The 22,022-nt window shown below is 66.0% G+C and carries 15 protein-coding genes; 5 read left to right on the top strand and 10 right to left on the bottom strand.

Features of this window, described 5'->3' with window-relative positions:
• Positions 1–31 precede the first annotated feature (31 nt).
• The gene (locus tag IPI67_01750) at positions 32–1,099 is read right to left on the bottom strand and encodes a radical SAM protein (protein MBK7578905.1); all 1,068 of its coding nucleotides are present in this window, start codon (positions 1,097–1,099) and stop codon (positions 32–34) included.
• Positions 1,100–1,225: 126 nt separating this feature from the next.
• Here IPI67_01750 and IPI67_01745 point away from each other — a divergent pair, with 126 nt between their 5' ends.
• Entirely contained in the window at positions 1,226–2,458 is a 1,233-nt protein-coding gene (locus IPI67_01745; protein MBK7578904.1) for a GAF domain-containing sensor histidine kinase, read from the top strand.
• 1,260 nt (positions 2,459–3,718) lie between these two features.
• Here the strand turns inward: IPI67_01745 and IPI67_01740 are convergent.
• From IPI67_01740 to IPI67_01720, 5 genes are all read right to left on the bottom strand, one after another.
• Positions 3,719–6,505, bottom strand: coding sequence for a VWA domain-containing protein (locus IPI67_01740; GenBank protein MBK7578903.1), 2,787 nt, complete (start codon positions 6,503–6,505; stop codon positions 3,719–3,721).
• On the bottom strand, positions 6,502–8,391 hold the full coding sequence (locus IPI67_01735) for a VWA domain-containing protein (GenBank protein ID MBK7578902.1): 1,890 nt from the start codon (positions 8,389–8,391) through the stop codon (positions 6,502–6,504). Before IPI67_01735 ends, IPI67_01740 begins: the two co-directional genes overlap by 4 nt.
• Positions 8,388–9,359, bottom strand: coding sequence for a DUF58 domain-containing protein (locus IPI67_01730; protein ID MBK7578901.1), 972 nt, complete (start codon positions 9,357–9,359; stop codon positions 8,388–8,390). Before IPI67_01730 ends, IPI67_01735 begins: the two co-directional genes overlap by 4 nt.
• A 17-nt stretch (positions 9,360–9,376) precedes the next feature.
• A complete protein-coding gene (locus tag IPI67_01725; GenBank protein ID MBK7578900.1) occupies positions 9,377–10,375 on the bottom strand; it encodes a MoxR family ATPase in 999 nt (332 codons plus the stop codon).
• Between the two features lie 92 nt (positions 10,376–10,467).
• Positions 10,468–12,402: a hypothetical protein gene (locus IPI67_01720; protein ID MBK7578899.1), complete on the bottom strand. Its 1,935-nt coding sequence runs from the start codon at positions 12,400–12,402 to the stop codon at positions 10,468–10,470.
• Between the two features lie 385 nt (positions 12,403–12,787).
• Between IPI67_01720 and IPI67_01715 the strand changes: the two genes are divergently transcribed.
• Together IPI67_01715 and IPI67_01710 are read left to right on the top strand one after the other, a co-directional pair.
• Complete coding sequence (locus IPI67_01715) at positions 12,788–13,633, top strand: response regulator (GenBank protein MBK7578898.1); 846 nt, start codon at positions 12,788–12,790, stop codon at positions 13,631–13,633.
• Positions 13,634–13,823: 190 nt separating this feature from the next.
• A complete protein-coding gene (locus IPI67_01710; GenBank protein MBK7578897.1) occupies positions 13,824–14,606 on the top strand; it encodes a hypothetical protein in 783 nt (260 codons plus the stop codon).
• Positions 14,607–14,625: 19 nt separating this feature from the next.
• Here the strand turns inward: IPI67_01710 and IPI67_01705 are convergent, their stop codons facing one another.
• The 4 genes from IPI67_01705 to IPI67_01690 all read right to left on the bottom strand — a co-directional run bounded on the left by IPI67_01705 (position 14,626) and on the right by IPI67_01690 (position 19,489).
• Complete coding sequence (locus IPI67_01705; GenBank protein ID MBK7578896.1) at positions 14,626–15,795, bottom strand: DUF2330 domain-containing protein; 1,170 nt, start codon at positions 15,793–15,795, stop codon at positions 14,626–14,628.
• 105 nt (positions 15,796–15,900) lie between these two features.
• Positions 15,901–17,055, bottom strand: a complete 1,155-nt coding sequence (locus tag IPI67_01700; GenBank protein ID MBK7578895.1) for an MBL fold metallo-hydrolase — start codon at positions 17,053–17,055, stop codon at positions 15,901–15,903.
• Positions 17,056–17,087: 32 nt separating this feature from the next.
• Positions 17,088–19,016 carry an ATP-dependent DNA helicase gene (locus IPI67_01695; GenBank protein MBK7578894.1) on the bottom strand — a complete coding sequence of 643 codons (1,929 nt, stop codon included), beginning with the start codon at positions 19,014–19,016 and terminating at the stop codon, positions 17,088–17,090.
• A gap of 83 nt (positions 19,017–19,099) precedes the next feature.
• Positions 19,100–19,489, bottom strand: coding sequence for a PilZ domain-containing protein (locus IPI67_01690; GenBank protein ID MBK7578893.1), 390 nt, complete (start codon positions 19,487–19,489; stop codon positions 19,100–19,102).
• 184 nt (positions 19,490–19,673) lie between these two features.
• Between IPI67_01690 and IPI67_01685 the strand changes: the two genes are divergently transcribed.
• Positions 19,674–20,165 carry a hypothetical protein gene (locus tag IPI67_01685; protein ID MBK7578892.1) on the top strand — a complete coding sequence of 164 codons (492 nt, stop codon included), beginning with the start codon at positions 19,674–19,676 and terminating at the stop codon, positions 20,163–20,165.
• Between the two features lie 71 nt (positions 20,166–20,236).
• Complete coding sequence (locus IPI67_01680) at positions 20,237–21,967, top strand: SurA N-terminal domain-containing protein (protein ID MBK7578891.1); 1,731 nt, start codon at positions 20,237–20,239, stop codon at positions 21,965–21,967.
• The last annotated feature ends 55 nt before the right edge of the window (positions 21,968–22,022 follow it).

Below are 22,022 nucleotides of genomic sequence, written 5' to 3'. Positions count from 1 at the left end.
TGTGTGTGCACGCGCTGCGTCCGAAGCGGCCTCAGCGCTGGTGGAATGGCTCAGCTCCGGCACCGAAGTGAGCGGCGAGCATGCCGCAGGCCGCGTGTTTCTCGGCGCCGCCGGAGTAACGTCGGACGATGGGTGCGCCCAGGACCTGTAGCGCGCTCATGAAGGCCTTGCGCTCCTCGTCCGGAGCCTGCCGAAACCCGCCGGGGCGGGCGTCGTTCACGTCGATCAGGTTGATGCGAAGCCGGAGATCACCGAACAACCGCGCGATCTCCGCGACCTCCGCCGCGTCCGTGTTCACGCCGGACATCAGCACCCAGGCCAGGGTCAGGCGACCGTGTTTGGCGACGCTCGCATATTCGCGAACCGCCGCTGCCAATTCTTCGAGCGAGACGCGACCCGCCACCGGCAACAGCTTGCGCCGGCGCTCTTCGATGGCGCTGGTCAACGAGATGATCAGCCGAAACGGCTGCCGCTCGGCAGCAAACCGTCGGATCTGCGGCGCGAGCCCGACGGTTGAAATCGTGATCGACTTTCCCGATACCCGGCCACCGCACGGGTGAGACAACACACGGGCGGCACGGATCACGTTGTCGTAGTTCTGAAGCGGCTCGCCTTGACCCTGGAACACCGCGCCGACGATGCGCCCCGGGGCTTCGTCTCGCACGTGCACGAACGCCGACACCATCTCCCAGGCCTCGAGGTTGCGGCTCAGTCCAAGCCTGCCGGTCGCGCAAAAGGTACACTGCATCGCGCAGCCCACCTGCGACGATAGGCACACGCTGAAACGATCCGGTTTCTCGAGCGGGATCCGCACCGCCTCCGACAGCGCGCCGTCCGGCGAGCGGAACAGGTACTTCACGAAACGGTCCCGAGGATTTTCGACCCGCTCGATCAGCTCGAGACGCGCCCGGTCGAACAGCTGAGCCACCCCCTCGGACTTCCGCTTGGAGAGCGGCCGTTTGGTCGGTCGCGCGGTGGGTGGCTCGAAGACCTGAGCCATCAGCCGCCGGGCCTCGTCCTCGGCCATATCCAGTCCGTCGCGCCCGCAGGCGTCCGCGATCTCGTCAGGCAGCAGCGCGAAAAGGTGCGGGCGGTCCACGGCTGCCGCAATAACACGGCGTTCGGGGGAACGCCGCTGCGACTGATGACGACGCACGCCCGCCGGTCGCGTCTTCGCGCTGCGTTGACGTGCGCCCGCGCCCGGGCAAGAGACTCCGCTGGCGACATGACTAGAGCGGGCTACGAGACTGCGCGACTCCGGCTCGCGCGCCTGCGCGTCGAGGGTGACGAGGCTCGCTGGGTAGGCGCGCGGCACGCACTGCAGATCAGCTCCGGCGCGCTGAGCGTGGAGCGAGTGGGGATCTGGCTGTTTGATTCAAGCCACAAACGCATCGACTGCCAGCAGCTCTACATCGGCTCGAGCCGCAGCTTCGGCGCCGGCAGCTCCCTCACGGCCAATGACTTCCCCGGCTACTTCGCCGCGCTCGGTGAGCGCCGAGCCATCGCTGCGGACGACGCACGAACCGACCCCGCGACGGCCGAGCTTCGTGAGGCGTACCTGGTTCCGAACGACATCAACTCGATGCTGGACACTCCGATCATTCGTGCAGGCCAGGTCGTCGGAGTCGTGTGCCACGAACACGTTGGCGCGCCCCGCATCTGGCTTCAGCGTGAGATCGACTTCGCGAGCACGGTCGCCGACATGGTCGCGCTGATCTTCGAGCAATCCGATCGACTCACGCTCGAGGCCTCGCTGGCTGCACACAACGAACGTTCGCTGGAGAACCAGAAGAGTGAAGCGCTCCGGCGTTTGGCGCGCGCCGTGGCCCACGACATCAACAACGTGCTGACTAGCCTATCACTCGCCGGTGACCAGCTCGCGGCGCGCGGAGACCCCAGCGTGACAGCGCTCGCCGAGAACGTCATGCACTCGGTCGGCCTGGTGCACGCGCTCTCGAAGCAGCTGCTCGAGCTCGGTCGGGGGCCGGCGTCTTCACCCGAGCTGAGCGACGTCCGAAGCATCTTCGAGGCTGAGCGCCCAGCGCTCACCGCGATCTTGGCCGGACGGGCAACCCTGACGTTCGAAGACCGCACGGACAGCGCGCGCGTCATGATGGAAGCGACCGAGGTCGAGCGTGTGCTGCTGAACCTGACGGCCAACGCCCGCGACGCCGTTCAGGCGGAGGGCCACGTCTCGGTCGTGCTCCGGAACCCGACCGCGGAGGACGCGGTCGCCCACAATCACCTGATCCTGGAGTTCACCGACGACGGCGCCGGCATGGACGACGCCACCCGCGCCCGGGTGTTCGAGCCTTTTTTCACCACCAAAGACCAAGGCTCCGGCCTCGGCCTGGCGCTGGTCCACGCCGCCGTGATCCGCGCCGGTGGCTCACTCGAGGTCGAGAGCTCACCGGGACACGGCGCGCGTTTCATCGTCGCACTACCGCGTGCCGAGTAGCCGAAGGTTCGATCCCTGACCGAGGACCTGCGCGAACTTGCGCTGGGAAAAGCGCGCCACCCTTCCCAGGAACAGCGCCACCCTTCCCAGGAATAGCGCCACTGGAACCGCGCCACCCTTCCCAGGAAGCGGCGCCCACCCTTCCCAGGAACAGCGCCACCCTTCCCAGGAATAGCGCCACCCTTCCCAGGAATAGCGCTCCCACCCTTCCCAGGAATAGCGCTCCCACCCTTCCCAGGAATAGCGCCACCCTTCCCAGGAATAGCGCTCCCACCCTTCCCAGGAATAGCGCTCCCACCCGTCCCAGGAATAGCGCCACCCTTCCCAGGAATAGCGCTCCCACCCTTCCCAGGAACAGCGCCACCCTTCCTGGGAACAGCGCCACCCTTCCCAGGAATAGCGCTCCCACCCTTCCCAAGGAACAGCGCCCACCCGTCCCAGGAATAGCGCCACCCTTCCCAGGAATAGCGCTCCCACCCGTCCCAGGAATAGCGCCACCCTTCCCAGGAATAGCGCCCACCCTTCCCAGGAATAGCGCTCCCACCCTTCCCAGGAACAGCGCCACCCTTCCCGGGAACAGCGCCACCCTTCCCAGGAATAGCGCTCCCACCCTTCCCAGCAGCGCCCCCCTTCCCAGGGACAGCCCCACCCCTCCCAACGGAACAGCGCCCACCCTTCCCAGGAATAGCGCTCCCACCCTTCCCAGCAGCGCCACCCTTCCCAGGAACAGCGCCACCCTTCCCAAGGAACAGCGCCCACCCTTCCCAGGAATAGCGCTCCCACCCTTCCCAGCAGCGCCACCCTTCCCGGGAACAGCGCCACCCTTCCCAGGAACAGCGCCCGCCCTTCCCAGGAATAGCGCTCCCACCCTTCCCAGCAGCGCCACCCTTCCCGGGAACAGCGCCACCCTTCCCGGGAACAGCGCCACCCTTCCCGGGAACAGCGCCACCCTTCCCAGGAATAGCGCTCCCACCCTTCCCAAGGAACAGCGCCCACCCGTCCCAGGAATAGCGCCACCCTTCCCAGGAATAGCGCTCACCCGTCCCAGGAATAGCGCTCCCACCCTTCCCAGGAACAGCGCCACCCTTCCCAAGGAACAGCGCCCACCCTTCCCAGGAATAGCGCTCCCACCCTTCCCAGGAATAGCGCTCCCACCCTTCCCAGCAGCGCCACCCTTCCCAGGAACAGCGCTCACCCTTCCCAGGAACAGCGCCCGCCCTTCCCAAAAATAGCGCTCCCACCCGCGCGCCGCCCGATCGCTCAGGAGGCGCGCTTCTTTTTGGGGACGAACTTGCGGTCGAAGATCCGGATCCTTCGCACCAGTAGATCCAGCAGGAACATCACGATGGCCGCCATGATGAAGCGGCTCCAGAGCTGCTCGAAGTAGACGATCTTTTCACCACCGGGATCGAACAGCTCTTTGGGCTCCGGGTCGACCTTGCCGCCGCCGGCGAGCGCCGCGCGCGACAAGCGCTCCAGATCAGGCTCGAAGCTCGCGTACTCCCGCGGGTAGGGGTTCGAGACGTGGCCGTAGCTCATGCCCACGTTGCTCGTCTCTCCCTTCTTGTTGGTCTTGTTGTGCTCCGCGCGCAGCAAGAACGACCCGTATTTCTCCAGCTGGAAATCGGCCTCGTATCGCCCCGGCGCGGTCTGGCGCATGGGGAACTCGCGCCGCTCTCCGCCCGGCTCCGGACCGATGACGAAGAGTTTGCTCTCGATCTCGTTGTCGAAGCGCTCGTCGACGGTGAACGCATCCACGACCGCGTGCACCTTGCCACCGACGACCTCGGTCTTCATGTCGAGCTCACGGCGGTGTTTGTGCCGCATGTGCTCGCGCACCAGCTGACCCCAGAACTTTCCGAAGCCCGACCAGCGCAGCCAGTCGACGGCCCACAGGTTCTTCACGTCACTCGTCCACGCCAGCGTGTAACCAAGGCCAACCCGCCAGCGCGCCAAGATCGGCTCGCCGTTGTCACTCGCCAAGATCAGCTGCGCCGGCGCCTCTTTCATCTGCGTCGCGACGTAGCCGTGCAAGAGCGGCGCCGACCCGACACTGATCCCCTTCAGGAAGTCGGCGTTGGTCACCGTTTGAACCGGGAACCACTCCTCGACGGCCGCCTGGCGCGCGATCATCTCGGTCTCACGCGTGAAGATCTTCGGCAGGCTGTTGGGGTCCGGCACCGCGTGGTAACGCCCGCCGCCGGTGTCCGCCAGCATGCGCAGAAGCTCGTGGTCGGCGCCGTCGCCCAGGCCCACGGTGGTGAGTGTGATGTTCTCGGCGATCATCGCCTGCACGACGTCCTTGAGCCCTTGAGTCGGCGCCCGACCGTCGGTGAGCAAGATCACGTGTTTCTTCCGGGCTTGGACCACCGAGATGTCCTGGTACGCCATGTCCAGGGCCGGAAAGATCTCGGTGCCACCGCCGGGCTGAACCCGCGCAATCTCGTTGTTGATCCGGCTGCGGTACCGCGCCGGCTGGAACTTCACGTAGCGGATCGGCGTCGAGTCGAAGGCGATGATCTCGATCAGATCGTCTCCCTCGAGCGTGGTGACCGTGGCCTTGCAGGCGCTCTTGGCCATCTCCATCGGCAAGCCCGTCATCGAGCCCGAGCGATCGATGACAAGCGCCATCGCGACGCTCGGCATCTCCTTCTTGCGCTCCGCGTCCATGCGAACCGGCAAGATGCGCTCCATGGTCGTGTGCGCCCAGCCGCCGAGCCCGTAGCCGGCCTCACCACCGGCGAACAAAAAGCCGCCACCGAGGTCGCGCACGTATCTCTCGACCAGATCTTGTGAGGCCTCGCCAAAAGCCTCACGCGCCACATCCGACACGACGACGAAGTCGTAGCGCTCCAGCTCCTTGACGCTGCTCGGAAAGCCGCTTGGCCCTCGCACGTCGACGTCGAACTGCTGCGCGGTCAGCGCGCCCGACAGGTACGTGGCGCGCTGCGGCTGCCCCTCGACGTAGAGCACGGTCGGGCGACCCGGCACGTCCACGGTCACGGCGTACTGGTTGTTCTCGGGGAACTTGTCGTCCTTGATGCTGCTGAGCTTGAGCGCGTACGTGACCTGCCCGCCGACACGCACGACACTCTTGAACTTGACCTCGTTCTCGCCCGGTTTCAGCTCCAGATCACGGATCGAGTCCAGCCCGTTCAGCGACTCACCCTGGTAGAGCTGCGCCCGCGCCTTGGTGGCGCGGCTCGAATACACGTTGGCGATCACGTCGAAGGGCTGGCCAATGTCGACCTTCTCCGGAACCTGAAGTGAGCGCAGCGCGACCTCACCCGGCGGCGGCCGCCGGAACGGCACGCTGAACACCTTCACGTCGAAACCACGGGCGCGATTCGACTCGGCGAGCATGTCCCCGCTGGTCTCGACGCCGTCCGTGATCAACACCATGCGCTTGAGATACCCCGGCGGGAACACCCCGTAACCGAGCTGCATGCCCGCCTGCACGTCGCTGCCGGCGCCGGGTTTGTCGACGCCGAGCTTCTGCAGAGTCTCCTTGGTGCTGTCCCGCAGCTCCTGGGCCGACGGCACCACGGGCTTGCCACCTTCTTCCTTGAGCTCGATCAGCCGCGGTCGTTTCGCGAACGTGATCAACCGGATGACGTCCTCTTTGCCGCGCGCGTCGATGGCAGCCTCGAGGGTCTTGCGAGCGTCTTCGAGCGACGGATCTTCGACCGAGTCACTCACATCCACGACAAAGACCGTCGCCACCTTCGAGGTCTCGGCGGTGCGGGCGAGACGCGCCAGGCCAAGCGCCACGAGCCCGATGAACATCACCCGAAACAGCACCGCCAGCACCCGCTGCTGCCACGGCAGATCTGCCAGCGAGCGGCCGAGCAGAAACAAGAGCAGCGGCGCGAGCAGAAGCAAGCCGAGCGTGCGCGGCTCGAGCAGCTCGTAGTTCTTGCCCTCGCGCACCCACTTGAACGCGGGCGCGTGGGGCCCGATGACGTAACGCTGATAGGCCCAGAACAGCCCGGCGCCGACCAGCACGATGAACAGACCCCAGATTATTTTGCGCAGGCGCGGGCTCACACCGTGATCCTCCGGTGATAAGTGAACCACTCGATGGTCGAGACGATGACCGCCGCGAGCAGCAGATAGAGCCAGATCTCACGCCGCATGCCGGGGTCGAAGCCGCTGGGCAAGATCGCCGGTTTGCCGCCGATGTCCAGCGTGTCAGCGGGTTTGATCCGGCTCTCGTCCAGGTTCGACAGGTTCGCCGCGAACATGCTGGTCGTGGGCTCCGGCTCCGTCTTGACCAAGAGCTCGTAGAAGCCCGCCTGGTCCCCCAGGTAGACAGCGCGGCCTTCCTTGACCGGAATGCTGTGGGTCTTGCCGTCGGGTGCCTTCAGCGTGGCCACCTCTGCGCCGCTCGGCGCCGGGATGTTCCACACGTCACCGGTGAAAAACGACGACACGTAGCTCGTGTCCTCTTCGATGAAGTCGTTGATGGTGTTGAGCACGAACAGCGGCCAGGCCACCCGCAGCACGAAGTCGCTGTCGCGCGGGTCGAAACCGAGCGCGACGAATTTTCGTCCACTGCGCCGCCCCGAGACCAAGATCGGCCCCGCCTCGCTGGCGCCGATCACCTTGTCTTCTTTCTCAGGCTTGAAAGCGTTGCCCTTCGCGACCTGGATGTCACCCATGCTCATCCAGCGCACGATCGGGTGTTTCTTGTCCCACACGTCGAAGCCGAACTCGGTGATGGCCTTCGCCAGCTTGACCGGCCCGCCCTCGGGCGGCGGGTTCAAGTACAACGAACCGCCGGTGTTGGGCGCGAGCGGCGGCGCCACTCCGTCGAAGATCGTGACGTCGAAGTTGCCGGGCGGCGGGTACTTCGCCGGCGCCACACTCGTGACGTCCAGGTACTCGTCGAGCAACAGGGTTGCTTCGAGGTAGGTGTTGCCCGGGGTCACCACCAGCACCCGCGCGCGCCGGCGCTCCGGCATCAGCGCAAACGCGTGATCGTCCGCCGGCAGATCGTCGCTCTCGCCGTTGCCGAGCGAGATCTTGGCCTCCAGGGTGCGGCTGGCACCCGCCAGGTCCTTGTAGAACCGTGGCAGTTTTTCGTTCGGCTGCAGCGAGATGCGCGTCACGTCGACGACCTGGCCATCACCAATCAGCGTGAGCTCGACGTCGGCCGGCTCGTCGTTCGTGTTGGTGACCTCGAGCATCACCTCGTAGCGCGCCTTGTCGAGCGGGTAACGCCGCACGGAGAAGCCGGTGATGGCAACGTTCTTGCTGCTCTTGCCCACCGGCACGTAGCGCACCTCGACCCCCTCGAAGTCGAGCCCCTCGGACAGCTCCTTCGGATCTCCGACCGCGCCGTCGCTGACCAGCACGATCTCCGGCTTGGAGAGGCCGCTCAAGCTGTCGAGGGCGAACCGGAGCCCGCGCTTCACGTCGGCGCGAGTGTCCGTTGCGTGGAGCTGATCTACCGCCGCGTCCAGATCGCTGAGCTCACCCGTCATGGTGGAGAGCGGCATGATGGCGGCGTCCATCTGTGCCACCAGCATGCGGTCGGAGCCGCTGATGCCGCGCACCAGCTTCTTCACCTCCGTCTTCGCCTGCTCGATGCGCGACGGGTAGACGTCCTTGGCCTTCATGCTGGCGCTGGCGTCCACGAGCACGATGATGTTGCGCCCCTGGATCAGCGCGCCCGTGATGCGCGGATCACCCAGGGCCAAGATCAACAGGCTGAGCAGCGCCAGCTGCAAGAGCAGAGACAACAGGCGCTTGAGGCGCGACCACCAGCTGGTCGCCTCCTTGTCGCGCAAGATGCGCTCCCAGATGCGGCTGAAGGGCACGGCCACCGGGCGCCGGCGCAGCTTCAGGATGTAGAACAAAACCGTCAGCCCACCGGCCGCAGCGGCGATCGTGACGAGTGTCCCGAAGGGCAGGCCCGCGAACAGCATCAGCGCAGGAACCCTCCACGGCGAAAGACTCGCAAGACCAGCTCGTCGAAGGGGGTCTCGACGTCACCGGCGAAATAGGGGACCTGGTGTTTGGTGCAGAAGCGCTCGATGTCGTCGCGGTAGTCGTTCCAAGCGCGCTCCATGCGCTCCAGCATCTTGGCCGTGACGGTCACCTCGCGCTCGTCGCCGGTCTCACAGTCGTAGATGCGAACGTCGCCCTTGAGCGCGGGGTGAGCCTCGGCCGGGTCGACGATGTGCAGCACGTACGGCTCGAACTTGTTGTAGCGAAGCACGTTGATGCCCGCCTCGAAGCCAGCCGGATCGTAGAGATCGCTGATCAGCACCGCCAGGCCGCGGCGTTTGTGCTGAGCGACGAAGGTCTTCAGGCTGTCCTCCAGCCCGGTCTGCCCATCGCACTCGATGCGCCGCAGGAAATCGAACACCTTGAAGATGCGACCCTTGCCCCGCGTCGTGGGCATGCGCGCCACGATCTCGTCCGTCGCCGACACGATGGTCACACGATCGAGGTTGGCGAGCCCGACGTAGGCCAGCGCGGCGGTGAGCCGTCGTGCCTGATCGAACTTGCGCCCGTCGCCGAAACCCATGCTGGTCGAGCAGTCGATGATGAAATAGATGCTGAGATCTTCCTCTTCTTCGTACAGCCGCACGAGCAGCCGGCCGAAGCGCTGGAAGATGTTCCAGTCGACGGAGCGAAAATCGTCCCCCGCGCTGTAGTCGCGGTGGTCGGCGAACTCGATGCCGCTGCCCTTCTTTTTGGTGCGTCGCTCCGCGCGCTGACGGCCGGCGAACACCCGCCGACTGACGATCGCGAGGGTCTCCAGCTTCTTCTGGAAGTCGTCGCCGAACAGGTCTTCCTTCGCCGGCTTGGCCATGCCGAAGCGGCGCGAGACGGGACCCAGACGCCGGGACACCGGCGCCGTCGCACGCTTGAAGACGTCGAGGAGGCTCATGCGAGAGGGCTGACCGCTCAGGTCTTGGCTTCCGGAAGCTCCTCGAGGATCTCACGGATGCAGTCGTCCGTCTTCACACCCTCGGCCTCGCCCTCGAAGTTGAGCAGCATGCGATGCCGCAGCGCGGGGGCGGCGCTGGCCTTCACGTCGTCGATGCTCGCGGCGAACCTGCCCTCGAAGAGCGCCCGGATCTTGGCGGCGAGCAGCACGGACTGCGCGCCGCGCGGCGACGCACCAACACGCGCATAACGCCGGACCTTTTCCGGAGCGTCCGGCCCGTCCGGATGGGTGGCCTGGAGCAGGCGCACCGCGTAGTCCTGAACGTGGCGGGCCACCGGCACGGTGCGCACCAGCGCTTGCATGCCGAGGATGTCTTCGGCACTCACGACGGACTCGACCTTGGCGGAGTAGTCCGTGGTGGTGCGCTCGATGATGGCGTGCAGGTCCTCGCGATTCGGAAACGGCACCTGCAGCTTGAAGAAGAAGCGGTCGAGCTGCGCCTCGGGAAGCGGGTAGGTGCCCTCCATCTCCAGCGGGTTCTGCGTCGCCATCACGAAGTAGGGCTCCTCGATCACGTAGGTCGTTCGACCCACGGTCACGCGGTGCTCCTGCATGGCCTCGAGCAGAGCGCTCTGGGTCTTGGGTGTGGCGCGGTTGATTTCGTCGGCCAGGACGATGTTGGCGAAGACCGGCCCCTTGCGGAACTCGAACGCATGTTTGCCGCCGCCCGCCTCCTCGATCACCGTCGTGCCGATGATGTCGGCGGGCATCAGGTCCGGTGTGAACTGGATGCGCGAGAAGTTCAGCCCCACGGCGTCCGCCAGCGTGCGCACGAGCATGGTCTTGCCCAGACCCGGCACGCCTTCGAGCAGCGCGTGCGAGCCGGCCAGCATGCAGGTCAGGACACCGTCGACGACCTCTCGGTGCCCGACGATGATGCGAGCGATCTCTTCCCTGAGCGCGCCAATCTTCTTGCGGAACGCTTCGACCTCAGCCTTGGCTTCTTCTTCAGACATCTGCCCTCTTTCCGATTCCATTCTCCAGCGGAGAGACCGGGCGAGCGTGGCCCGCACGCTCACCGAGCACGGTGCTCGCTGTCTTCAACGCCTCAATCCCTCGGCCGGATCAGCTGAAAGTAGCGCTGCACGTAGAAGCGGTACCCCGGCGGGATCTGGTCCTCGTTCATCACACGCTCAGCCACGGTCTTGTAGTCCGTGTAGACCTTCTTGTAGCCCCGCCCGACGAAGCCGCGCTGCGCAGCGCCGTAGATCACCTGGCTCGACGCGCCGCCCTGCCCCGTGTCCTGCGCTGCGGCGGTGACGTCCTTGGTGCTGCCCTTCAGGTTGCTGGCTTCACCCTTCAGGTTTTCATCGTGGCCGGTGCCGTAGCTGTCGCCGCCTTTGCCGGCCCCGCCACCGGGTTTGTCCCCGCCTTCGCCCTGACCTTGACCCTGGCCCTGGCCTTGGCCCTGACCCTGGCCTTGACCCGAACCCTGGCCCGGCATCGGGATCGATTTGCCGCCGGAGCCTTGCCCCATCACCAGATCGCCGCCCGAGCCGCCGGGTTTCATGCCCTGGCCCTTCTTGCCGCCCTGACCATCTTCGTCGCCTTGATCGCCGCCCTTGCCGCCCCGCGCTTGTTTGCCGAACTTGAGCATGCGCTGCATCCGAGCTTTGCCGCCCTTGCCCTGCTGCCGCATCACCTCACGCATCTCTTGCAGGCGGCGACGCAGCTCTTCCTTCTCTTGGTCGGACATCTCTTCCTGCGCCATGCGGTTGATGTCCTCGGCAGCCTGATCGAAGTCCTCGGCGGAAGCGCCCATCTCTTTGAGCAGATCTTCGGCGGCCTTGGCTAGCTCGCGGTCCAGCTTCGAGAGCTGACGTTGCGCGCGCTTGGCCTGATCCTTTTCGCGATCGAGGCGCTCGAGCTGTCGGTCCTTCTTCTTCAGCAGGCTCTTGTCGCTCTCCGACAGGCCGCCGTCGTTCTCCTGCTTCTTTTTCAGCAGGCGCTTCTGCTCCTCTTCGACCTTCTGCCGCTCCGCCTCGAGCTTCTTCAGCGTCTCGGCGCTCTTCTCGCTGGCCTTCTTCACCGCCTCGCGAAGTTTGTCGAGCTGGGCCTTGGTCGGCGGCTGCTTCTTGTTCTTCAGCTTCTCGGCCAGCTCACGCATGGCCTTCTCGGCGTCGGCGAGGTTCTTCTGTTTGAGCGGCTCGGCGATGGGCTTCGACAGCTCGCTCTTTTCGAGCTCCTGAGCCATGTTTTTGAGCCCCTCTTCGAGCGCCTCTTTGTCGGCCTCCGCGCCCTTCATCAGCTGGCGTTCGAGCTCTTCCAGCCGCTTGAACACCTCGCTGCGGTCGAGGCGGCGATCGGCGATGTCCTCGATCAGCTGGTTGAACTTCCGGACCGCCGACTGAACCTCCGGGTCTTGGCTCTTTTGCTCGAGCTCTTTCGCCATGTCCTTGAAGAGCTCGATGTCGTCGGGGCTCATCACCATGGCGTCGAAGGTCTTCTCCGGCGGCAGCACCTTGGTCGTGCGCACCTCGAGCAGCGCCACACCCACGAGCCCGGCGATCAAGAAGGCGACGAGCGGAACTTCACGGGGCAGGTGAAACGGCGCGGCCCGCCGCGGCTGCAGCTGTTTGGCGTTGACGATCGCGTCGTCGATGGCGGCGTTCATCAACATCGAGCGTTTGCCGGGCTCCTCTGCGGAAAAGGAGAGCGCGCTCGTGATCCGATCGTGCAAGCCGTGGTGGCGGTCGAGGGCGATCGCGCCGGCGTGCTCCGGTCTGGATTTGAGCCAAGCGTGCGCCGTGCCCACCAAGAAGAACAACAGCGGTACCAAACCCGCGAACCCGAGCGTCTGGATGGTCTCCGCAGGGGGACGGGCCACCTTGACGTAGGTCAAGGCGCCGACCGCGTACACGAGTGGAACCGGGAGCAGGAGAAAGGCGCGACCGAGGGTCAGGTCCAGACGCAGGCGGATCGCGGTCCAGAGCGCGGCACGCCGCAGGCTCTTGATGGAAGCGTCGCGGTCAGACGGGTTCACGTTGGGTTCTCGACTTGACGGTTGTAACGCACGAAAGTTCCGTCTGCTTTCGGTGACGCTGGGGTGGTTGGCGATGGTAGCCCGTAAGGGCGCTCGCCGGGGTGGGTGCAATTGCCGGCGGCGCCCGGCCCAAAGGCCTGAGAGTTCGCGCCGTTACCCTGATTGGGCGGCAGCGAGCTCCTGCTGGGATGGACCCGGTGGGCCCAGCCAACCTTGGCGGCGAAAGCTCGGGCGTCAACGGCTCTCCTTCGCACGAGTACCCCGGTGCGTGACGCCCGTCCCGGGCAGATTCTTTCCAATCGAACCCGCGGGGGTCGGTCGGGCTTGACCCACCGCACACCGCTGGTCTCACATTGGCGCCCAAACGGTCAGACAGGAGCGAGCGATGCCCGACGAGACGAAGACTCTAGTTTTGGTGGCGGACGACGAGCCGAGCACACGCGCGCTGGTGGTCGGACACCTCAAACGCAGAGGCTATCGCGTCGTCGAGGCAACGGACGGGGATGAGGCCTGGACCCTTGCGCACGAGCACCTGCCGGACCTGGTGGTGCTCGACGTGATGATGCCGGGCATGAGCGGCTGGGAGGTGTGTCGCAAGATCCGTGAGGCCGTGTCGCTGGCGCACACGGGCGTCGTGATGCTGACGGGGATCGGGGAGCACCTGAACGAGATGACGTCTCCGCTCTACGGCGCGGATGCTTACCTCGACAAGCCCTTCGAGTTTTCGATGTTGGATGCGCGCGTTCAAGAGACGCTGGCGCGTCGGCGTGCGGGTCAGGTCGGGCGAGGTGACAGCCCGAATGCGGGGACACCGAAGAAGGCGAAGGCGGCTAAACCCGCAGCGAAGAAGGCGGCTCCCAAGAAGAACGCGGAGAACGCAGAGAACGCAGAGAACGCAAAGAGCGCAAAGAGCGCAAAGAAGAACCCAAAGAAGAGCGCGAAGAAGGGCAAGGTCGTAGAGGCCAAAGCCGCGGCGCCGAGCAAGAAAGCGAAAGTCGCCAAGCCCAGCAAGACCGCGAAGCAGGCGCCCAAAGCCAAGAAGACCGCCAAGCCCGCGAAGCCGGCGCCCAAAGCCAAGAAGACCGCCAAGCGCGCCAAGCCCGCGAAGCCGACGCCCAAAGCCAAGAAGACTGCCAAGCGCGCCAAGCCCGCGAAGCAGGCGCCCAAAGCCAAGAAGACCGCCAAGCGCGCCAAGCCCGCGAAGCCGGCGCCCAAGCGCAAGAAGAAGTAACGGCGCAGATCGGCCGGCAGGGCGCACCGCGTCCCGACCGCAGACGACCGGAGATCCGCCTCGTGGAACGGCGCCCGGCGCGCCAACACGAGGCGCAAACCCAAGGTTGGCGTCCGGGCCACGAGCTGCAGCAGTCATCGCAGTTTTCCCCTCCCACCAAGCAGGCACGTCCATTGCAGCCGACGCCGGCATGTCGATGCCGCAGCGACTCCTGGTTCTGGTCGACCCCACGCTCGTTGACGACGTGAGTCGCTACGTGGCTGCGCCCCGCAAGCGCGAGGCCATTGCGCTCTCGTTGGCGGCACGTGGTCCAGCCTCGGCCGGTGCAACTGAGGTCATCGAGCGGGCTGCAGGCATTGCGGCTCGCCTCGACGGCGCCGTGCGGGCGCGTGCGCTCGCCGAGACGACACGCTCGAGCGACGACGCTGCAAACTACGGACGCCGCGTGTGGAACGAGATCGCTTGGCTGTCTGCTACGAGTGGCCCCAGCTGGGGTGAGGGCGTGGGTCGCTCACTCGCCTTCCTCGCGCACCCGGAGCGTTTTGCTCTCGCCGGTGCTCCGCGCGCCGTGCGCCACCTCTCCCGCGCCATTCGGCACCTCTTGAGCTCGACCGCCGACGTCGCGCCGGCCCTGGCGCTGCCCGGCTGGGAGGCAGGCTTGCCGGCGTGGGGCGGCAGCGGCTTCGCGAGCGGCTGTATCCCCGCCGAGTTCACCGAGTGGCTGGGCCTCTTGCTCAGCGGAGAGCGCTGGCCGCTCGAGAATCTGGCGACGGAGCTCTTTGGTGCGAGCGGCGCCCGCGCCTGGCGCGACAACGCCCGCCGCGCTGCGCGTGCCGCCGCGCGCAGCGGCTGCCATCTGCTCGAGGTCGAGACTCGCTCGCTGCGCGCGCAGTGCCTCGTGGACCCTCGCTCGATCCAGATCGCCAGCAGCCGTTTTGATTGGTCCGGAACCCTCGCGGCGCAGGTCGCCTGACACCGGGTGTGGGCGACTCTCAGCGTTTCGCGCGCTCGGGCCGTGAGCGACGCCTGAGCAGAGTGAGGCCGAACAGCGCGCCGAACGCTCCGCTGGTCGTCGGTGGGTCCCAGAACACGGTGATGTCGTTGCTCGTCGCGATCGCCGCCTCCGCTACGGATTTGAACTTCATGTCGACGAGCTGCGCGTGACCGAGCCGACCCCGCAGGCGCGCGAGGTGGATCCCCTTGGGGAACATTCGAGGCGCAGTCGTCGCCAGCGGGCTCGGCGGGGCCGTGCTGCGCTCGGCGAAGAAGCTGGCTCGAAAGTTCACCATTCCGCTCTCGAGTACGAACGCACCCGTCTCCGTCATGCGCGTGAAGACTTCGTCGTAGTTGCTGCGCGTCGGAGAGATGGCCTTCACCCCGGCTGCGATGCGCGCCGCGCGGTAGTTGGCCGGAAGAAATGGCCTCGCGCCAGCCAGGTACAGCAGCACCTCCACCCGCGCCGGCTCTTTGACGGACTCCGCTGAGAGCGCGAACGGGTACTCGAGCTCCTCGAGCGGCAGCTTGGCATAGTGGATCTCGATCGGCGCGAGGGAACCCGCCGACGCGGTGGGCCGAATTCGAGCCGCCAGAAACAGCCAGTCGCGCTTGGCGTAGCTGTCGAGCGAAGCTTGGAGCTGCGCGGGCACCGGGAACTGTTCCTTGCTCAGCCACTCTTGCAGCGAGGCTCCCGAGCCTCCCCCAACGACGACGTATTGATAGGTCTCTGTCTCACCGCGCTGAACGACGGTGACTTCTTCACCCCGCCCGGCACCGCCCGGCGCGCCGGCGCTCTTGTCACCACCCGCGCAGCCACAGCCGCTGCCGGAGGGCGTTCGCGCGGTCCGGTCGATCACACTAATGCGCGGGGCGGTCAGCTGCTCCAACTCGTCGAAGATGGCCCGATCCGCGTCGGCGACCTGAGCGGGTGCGCGCTGCAGCGGTAGCACGAAGGCATTGTCGCCATCGGCGCCTTCGTAACCGACGCTCACGACGATCGCAGTGCTCGCCTCGCCCTCGGCGATCAGCACCCGCTGGGCGTTCATGCCGGCGGCATGCTGCTCGTTGCTTCCAATCATGCCGCCGCAAGCCAACGCGGGGGAGCTGGAGAGCCAAGTGACGAATGGGATGGCCAACGCCGCCACCAGGGCATGATGAGAGTGCATGGTCACCAAAGCATACGGGAAGCGCCGAGCCGAGTGGAGCGCGGTGTGGCCCGGCCTCCCCCTCTCGCGTCGGGCTTCGGTCATCCGCCCGCGCGCGGTGCTCGTTCAGCTCGGCCCGCCGAAGATCGGCAGCCGACTCACCGGCTCCGCCAGACGTCGTTCGACGTAGTCCGCAGGCGGCAGCGCCTCGAGAGTGAAGGTGATCTGCCGTGTGTGCGGGTGCTCCTCCAGTGAAAGGAAACCCTCGTCGGCCAGCGTACACAGCATGCCGAAGGTGTGGCTGGGCGTCGAAATGGGATGGGAGCCCGCACTAGGAACGAAGGCGTTCAGATCACACGCGCGAAACGGTTTGTTGCGGCGCTCGGCTTCACCGAAAAAGTCATCCAGCAGCGCCCGATAGATGCCGCGGAAATACCCCTCCGCAAACTCGACCCACTCGAGGGGCCGGGTCACCGCGAACTTGCCGTGGGGCGCGAGCACCGCGCGGACGCTGTAGGTTCGAAAGAACTCGCGCAGGACTCGGATGCTTTCCAGAAACCGCTCGTAGGCCACCGAGTACGACTGGCCGGCGACGGTGAAGATCGGGATCACGTAGCCGTGCGTCTCGGGTTTGTCGACCAGGCCGGTGCAGATGATCGTGTCGCCCGGGACCGCGATCTGAAGCTCGGTGTCGTAATACAGCACACAGTCCAGCGAGTGCCCCGGCGTCTCGAGAGCCAGCATGCCGGGCGGCAGTTTGCCGGCGTCGACGAACGAGAGCGCCCCCTTCGGTGTGCGGGCGAAGTAGCCGCTGAAGCGCTTGCGTAGCGCGTTGTTCAGCATCTGTTCGTCGCTGAACGCGTTGTACTCGTGCAAGCCCCAATGGGCGCGGGTCTGAAAGATCTCGTAGGTCTCGTTGAGAAACGCCGCCTCGGGATGGGTCAAGAATCGGTAGCCCGCCGAGTGCAGATACACCGGCGCCCGTTCCCCTTCCGGTCGGCCGTGACCCGCAACGATGCCGGCGCTGCCCGCGTGATCGCCATGACAGTGTGTGACCAAGAGCGCGTCCAGCTTGCGTACGCCGTGAGCCTCGAGCGCACGCCGCGTCTCCTCGATGACGTCGGGGCGCGCCGGCCCGCACTCGAACAGGTAGGTCGTGCCCGCGTGCCGGCGCAGGATCAGGTTCACGTGTTTCGGGCTGGGATAGCCGCTCGGAATCGGCAACACGTCGAGGCGACCATCGAGGCCGAGCTCACGAAAGGCATCTTGAAAAGGCTGCATCAGTGGCGCTTCGTGGGAGGTCTACCACGGCCTCACCCCGGAGCGCGTTCGCTCCAGAACTCTCTCACGTCAGCCAGCTCGTCCGTTCGGCGCGCGGGCGGCAAGGCCGCAAGCACCCGTCGACCGTAGCTCTTGCGATGCACCCGGTCGTCGAACAACGCCACGACGCCGAAGTCGGCCCGGGTGCGGATCAAGCGACCGAACCCTTGTTTCAGCGCCAGCGCCGCCGCGGGCACGAACAGCTTCATGAAGGGGTTGTCCCCTTGTTCTTCCAGGCGCATCGAGCGCGCCTTCACGATGGGATCGGTGGGCACGAGAAACGGGATCTTCTCCAGCACGACTAGCCGCAGCGCGTGACCGGGGATGTCCACCCCTTCCCAGAAGCTGCTCGTGGCGACCAGCACCGCGCGCCCGTCGGCCCTGAACCTGTCGAGCAGAGCGCTCTTCGGCGCTTCCCCCTGCAAGAGCAGCAGGCGCCGCCCGACCATGCCCTGCAACATGGCGTGCAGCGCCCGCATCGAACGCACGCTGGTCGTGAGCACAAAGGCACCGCCGTCGGTCAGCGCCACTAGCTCGGCGATTCGCCGCGCCGCATCTCGAACGAACGCCGGACTGTTCGGCTCCGGAAGATCCCGCGGCGTGTAAAAGAGCGCGTTCTGCCCGAAGTCGAAGGGCGAGTCGATCAATCGCTCCGTCACCTCGGTCGAGCCGTTGGTCAGCCCGAGCCTCGAGCGCAGGTAGGCAAACGGGCTCTCGTCGGCGCGCGCCACGCCCGTCGCCAGGGTTGCGCTCGTGAGCACGACCGCGGGCACAGCGTCGAACACCAGATCGCGAAACAAACCCGAGACGTCGACCGGAGACGACGACAACACCGTGCTTCGGCTGCCCGTCTCCAGCCAGGTGACCCGACCCGGCGCGCCGTCGATGGCAACAGCGAGCTGCTCACGAAGACCCGTCACGCGGCGTCCGGCGATGTCGAGGGCATCGGTCAAGCTCTGGGGGCTCTGACGCAGGCGCGCCTTCTCTTGACTCACGCGGCCTCGCGCCGACTCCAGCAGCGCGACCACACCTTCTAGCGCCGAGTCGAGCTCGTGCCAGCGCGTCTCGAGCTCGCCGGTCCACACGTCGCGTTCGATCGCGAGCCGCCCATCCGGGCCGCCCGCGCTGGACAACTGTCGCACCAGCCGCGACCAGAAGGCGTCCGACGCGCGCCGCGCACCATCGACCGCGCTCGACCCGCGCAAGACGGCGTCTGCGGTGGCAAACACGCCGAGCAAGGTCTCCACGTCGCGCAGCACGGCGTCGATGCGAGCGCTCGATACCCGAACGCCGAAAAAATCCGTGGCGATGTCCTCGAGCTGGTGCGCCTCGTCGAAGATGACGGCGTCGTAGTCCGGGATCACACGCCCGGGATGCGGTCCGCGCAGGGCCAAATCGGCAAAAAACAGGTGGTGGTTCACCACGACGAGGCGTGCGGCCTCGGCGTCCCTGCGCATGCGAGTGACAAAACACTCGTCGAAGTGCGCACAACCAGGACCAACCCGGGTGTCGCTCGAAGCCGTGACCTCGCGCCACAGTGGGTCGTCCTCCGGCAAGCCGTCGAGCTCACTGATGTCGCCGCTCGACGTCTCGTTGCGCCACGCCTCGAGCCGCGCCATGGCCGCTTCGTGAGCGGGCTCACGGTATTTGCGCCGGTGTTCCTCGAAGCGCCGCAGACACAGATAGTTGGCGAGCCCCTTCATCACCGCAGCCTGGGGGTCGATGCCCAGGTGTTTGCGGATCAGCGGCAGGTCTCGTGTTGCAATTTGCTCCTGGAGCGCGCGTGTCGCGGTCGAGACCACGACCTTCTTGCCGCTCAGGACCGCGGGCACCAGGTACGCGAGGGTCTTGCCCGTGCCGGTGCCCGCTTCGCACAGCAGAACTCGATCGTCCGCGAGCGCACGCTCCACCGCAGCCGCCATTTCGAGCTGACCCGGACGTGACTCGTACCCCGCGAGCGACGCACCGAGAGGGCCGGCGTCTCCGAGCAGCTCGGCGGCGCGGCTCACCTTCCGTCCGGCGGCTCGCTCTTCGAATCGGGCGCTGGCGGCAGGCTGCCCGTGGGCGGCGGACCGGCGTTGGTGTCCATGTACTGCACACCCGCGATCTGTCCGTCCGCTTCTTCTTGCAGCCAGACCACTCGGCAAGGGCGGCGCACGTGCTCGTCGTCACCGAGAGAAATTTCGTAATCTTTCCCCAGCTCCACCCGGTCCTCGACGATGATGCGGACGCCCCCTCGGCTGACGTTGAGCGTCCACCCCTCGTACACCGCGGTTCCGGCGTAGAGGCGCACACGATCGGAAGCCTCACGCCGAGCGCCACCGGATTGCCGCCGGGTTCCGTGTGTGTCCGGTCCTCCGCCATCGGGCGGCGGGGTGAGATTGCGGCGGGTCACGTTCGAGCTGAACATACCAAACCTCTCCGTGAGATGCGCAGGCTGGTCGCAGATTCGTCGCCCCGGCGCGCCTGCCTTGACGCTGGCGGGCGGGTCTGCGAAGTTCTTGGCGTTGGCTTCATGGAGCGGGGGTTGGCGCTAATCATCGAAAATCGTTGACCATCGGGTGAGACCGGCCGATCGAGTGGACCCACTTGGACTGGATCTCTCGTTCTTCCACGCTGCAAGCCACATGCCCATCGCTACACCTCAAGAGCTGAAGAAACTGCTGCTGTCTTCCGGGCTGGAGGTCTATCGCACGCTGCCCGATCGAGTCGTGCTCGCGGATCGGGTGCGAGACAACCTGATCATGGACAGCGGCGTGAGTGTGTTGACGCTCGAGTCGGGGCTTGGAATTCGGGTGATCTTTCGAGCTCAAGGTTGTGATTTTCAAGGCGAAAGCCCCGAGAGTCTGTTCGAGCACGCCCGCCGGTTGGGAGAACCCGCAACCACCGGCGGTTATGCCGAGGTCACCACCTGTGTGGTGCCAATCCACGATCCGGGGGACAAATCCCGCGTTCTCGACACCTGGTACGAGGTCACCTTCGAGCTGGCGATCCCCACGGATATCGAGCTCCTCGACCCGCTGCGCGACGCCCTTCGCTGGCCGAAAGTCGCCACTCGCGCCGGGACGTAGACCATCACCGGGGGGCATGGTAGGTCCGTCGCCCTTTCGGCGCGGCACCAACGACCGCGCCCCTCCAAACCATGCTGTCGTTCTTTCGCAAGGGCGGAGTCGGTCAGATCGTGATCGGCGCGGTCGTCTTCGCCGTCATCATCGTCTTCGTCATGGAGTTTCGCCCTGGTCGCCAGGGTGGTGCCGGCATCTCGCGCGACTGCGCGGTGAAGATCGGGGATAGCTGCGTAGATCGCAAAGAGTACTTTGCCGCCTACGGCCTGATCGTTCCCCGCGAGCTGCCCCAGAAGAAGATCAAATCCATGGGCCTGAAGAAGACCGTCATGGACGGCTTCGTGGAGCGGGAGCTGTTGCTCAAGGAAGCAGAGCGCCTGGGCATTTCCGTCAGCGAAGAAGAGCTCGACGAAGAGCTGTCGTCTGGCCGCGCCCGGATTTCGTTGCCGTATCACCAGCTGGGCTTCCTTGGTTATTCGCTGGGCATCAGCGAGGAGATGGTGCGCCTCTTGCCGGTCACGAGCGTTCAGACCAGCGAGTTCGACTACAAGATCTACGAGCGCGTCGTGCGCAACACCACCAACCGCAGCCCGAAAGAGTTCAAGGAGATGCAGCGGCGCGAGATGATTGCGCAGCGCATGCGGAACCTGGTGCGAGCGCGTGTGCGGGTCTCGGAGGTCGAGGCCTACTCACAATGGGAACGGGACCGCTCGAAGGCCGTAGCCCGCGTGGTTTCGGTTTCCCGGGAGTGGTTCTCGAAGTGGGTCGTGGACTTGTCGGACGCGAGCGTCGACAGCTGGGCGCTGAAGAACGAGAAGTCGGTCGAAGACGGCTGGAAGACGGCGCAAGCCAACTGGAAGGCGGAGTGTCCGCTGGTCAGCGAGATCGTGGCGTCCGTCGAAGAGGACACGGGCGACACGATCAAGGGCGAAAAGCGCCAGAAAGTGCAGGCTGCGCTCGACCTCATCAAGAAGGGAGAGCGCTTCGAGGCGGTTGCCAAGCGCGAGAGCGACGGCGCTGCCGCGGAGCTTGGTGGTGACATGGGTTGCCTGAGCGAGACCTATGGTCCAGGTGGCAAGGAGCTGCTGGATGCGGCCAAGAAGCTGAAGCCGGGTCAGGTCTCCGACGTCATCGAGACGAAGCGGGGCTTTCACGTGCTGCGGCTGAACGGGGTCCTGGCCGAGAAGGACATCGAGAAGATCGGCAAACGCGCCACGGCGCGGAGGATGGCAGCGCCCGCGCTCGCCACGGAGCTCGCCAAGGAGTTCGCCGACAAGCTGATCGAAAAGACCAAGGCTGGCGCCAAGCTGGAAGACGCGACCAAGGAGCTGGCGCTGGAGTACGTGGCGCGTGCGCCCAAGGCAGCCAAGCCAGCGGCGGCCGCGCCGGCAGCCGCGGGGGAGAAGACGGCGGCCGAGCCTCCGGCAATGGAGGACGCGCAGCGACCGCGCGTGGAGATCAGCTCGCCGTTCAGCATCACCGGCACACCGGTCGAGGCGCCGTTGCCGGGAGAGGCACCCGCCGCGAAGGTGTTCGACCTCGCGAAGGTCGACGCGTTGGTGGAAAAACCCATCAAGACCACGACCGGCTTCGCGGTGCTCCAGCTGAAGGAAAAGACGCTGGCGAAGAAGGAAGACTTCGCCAAGGACCGGCTGTCGATCCTGCGCATGCTGCGCGGCGCGAAGGAGCAGGACGCGGTGGGACGTTACATTGCTTCGCTGCGCAGCAAGGTGAAGGACAAGATCACCTACGATCAGCGCCTTCTGGAAGACAACGCCAGTTCCGACGACGGCTCCGGAGACGGTTGACCCTCGCGTCCCTCGAGCTAGGGCAGCGGACGCTGGCCAACGGCCTCCGGGCAGT

Source organism: Myxococcales bacterium (assembly GCA_016706225.1).
Classification (GTDB): Bacteria; Myxococcota_A; Polyangia; order Polyangiales; family Polyangiaceae; genus JADJKB01.
The sequence above is the reverse complement of the archived record's forward strand: the minus strand, read 5'-3'. Positions and strand labels throughout refer to the sequence as shown.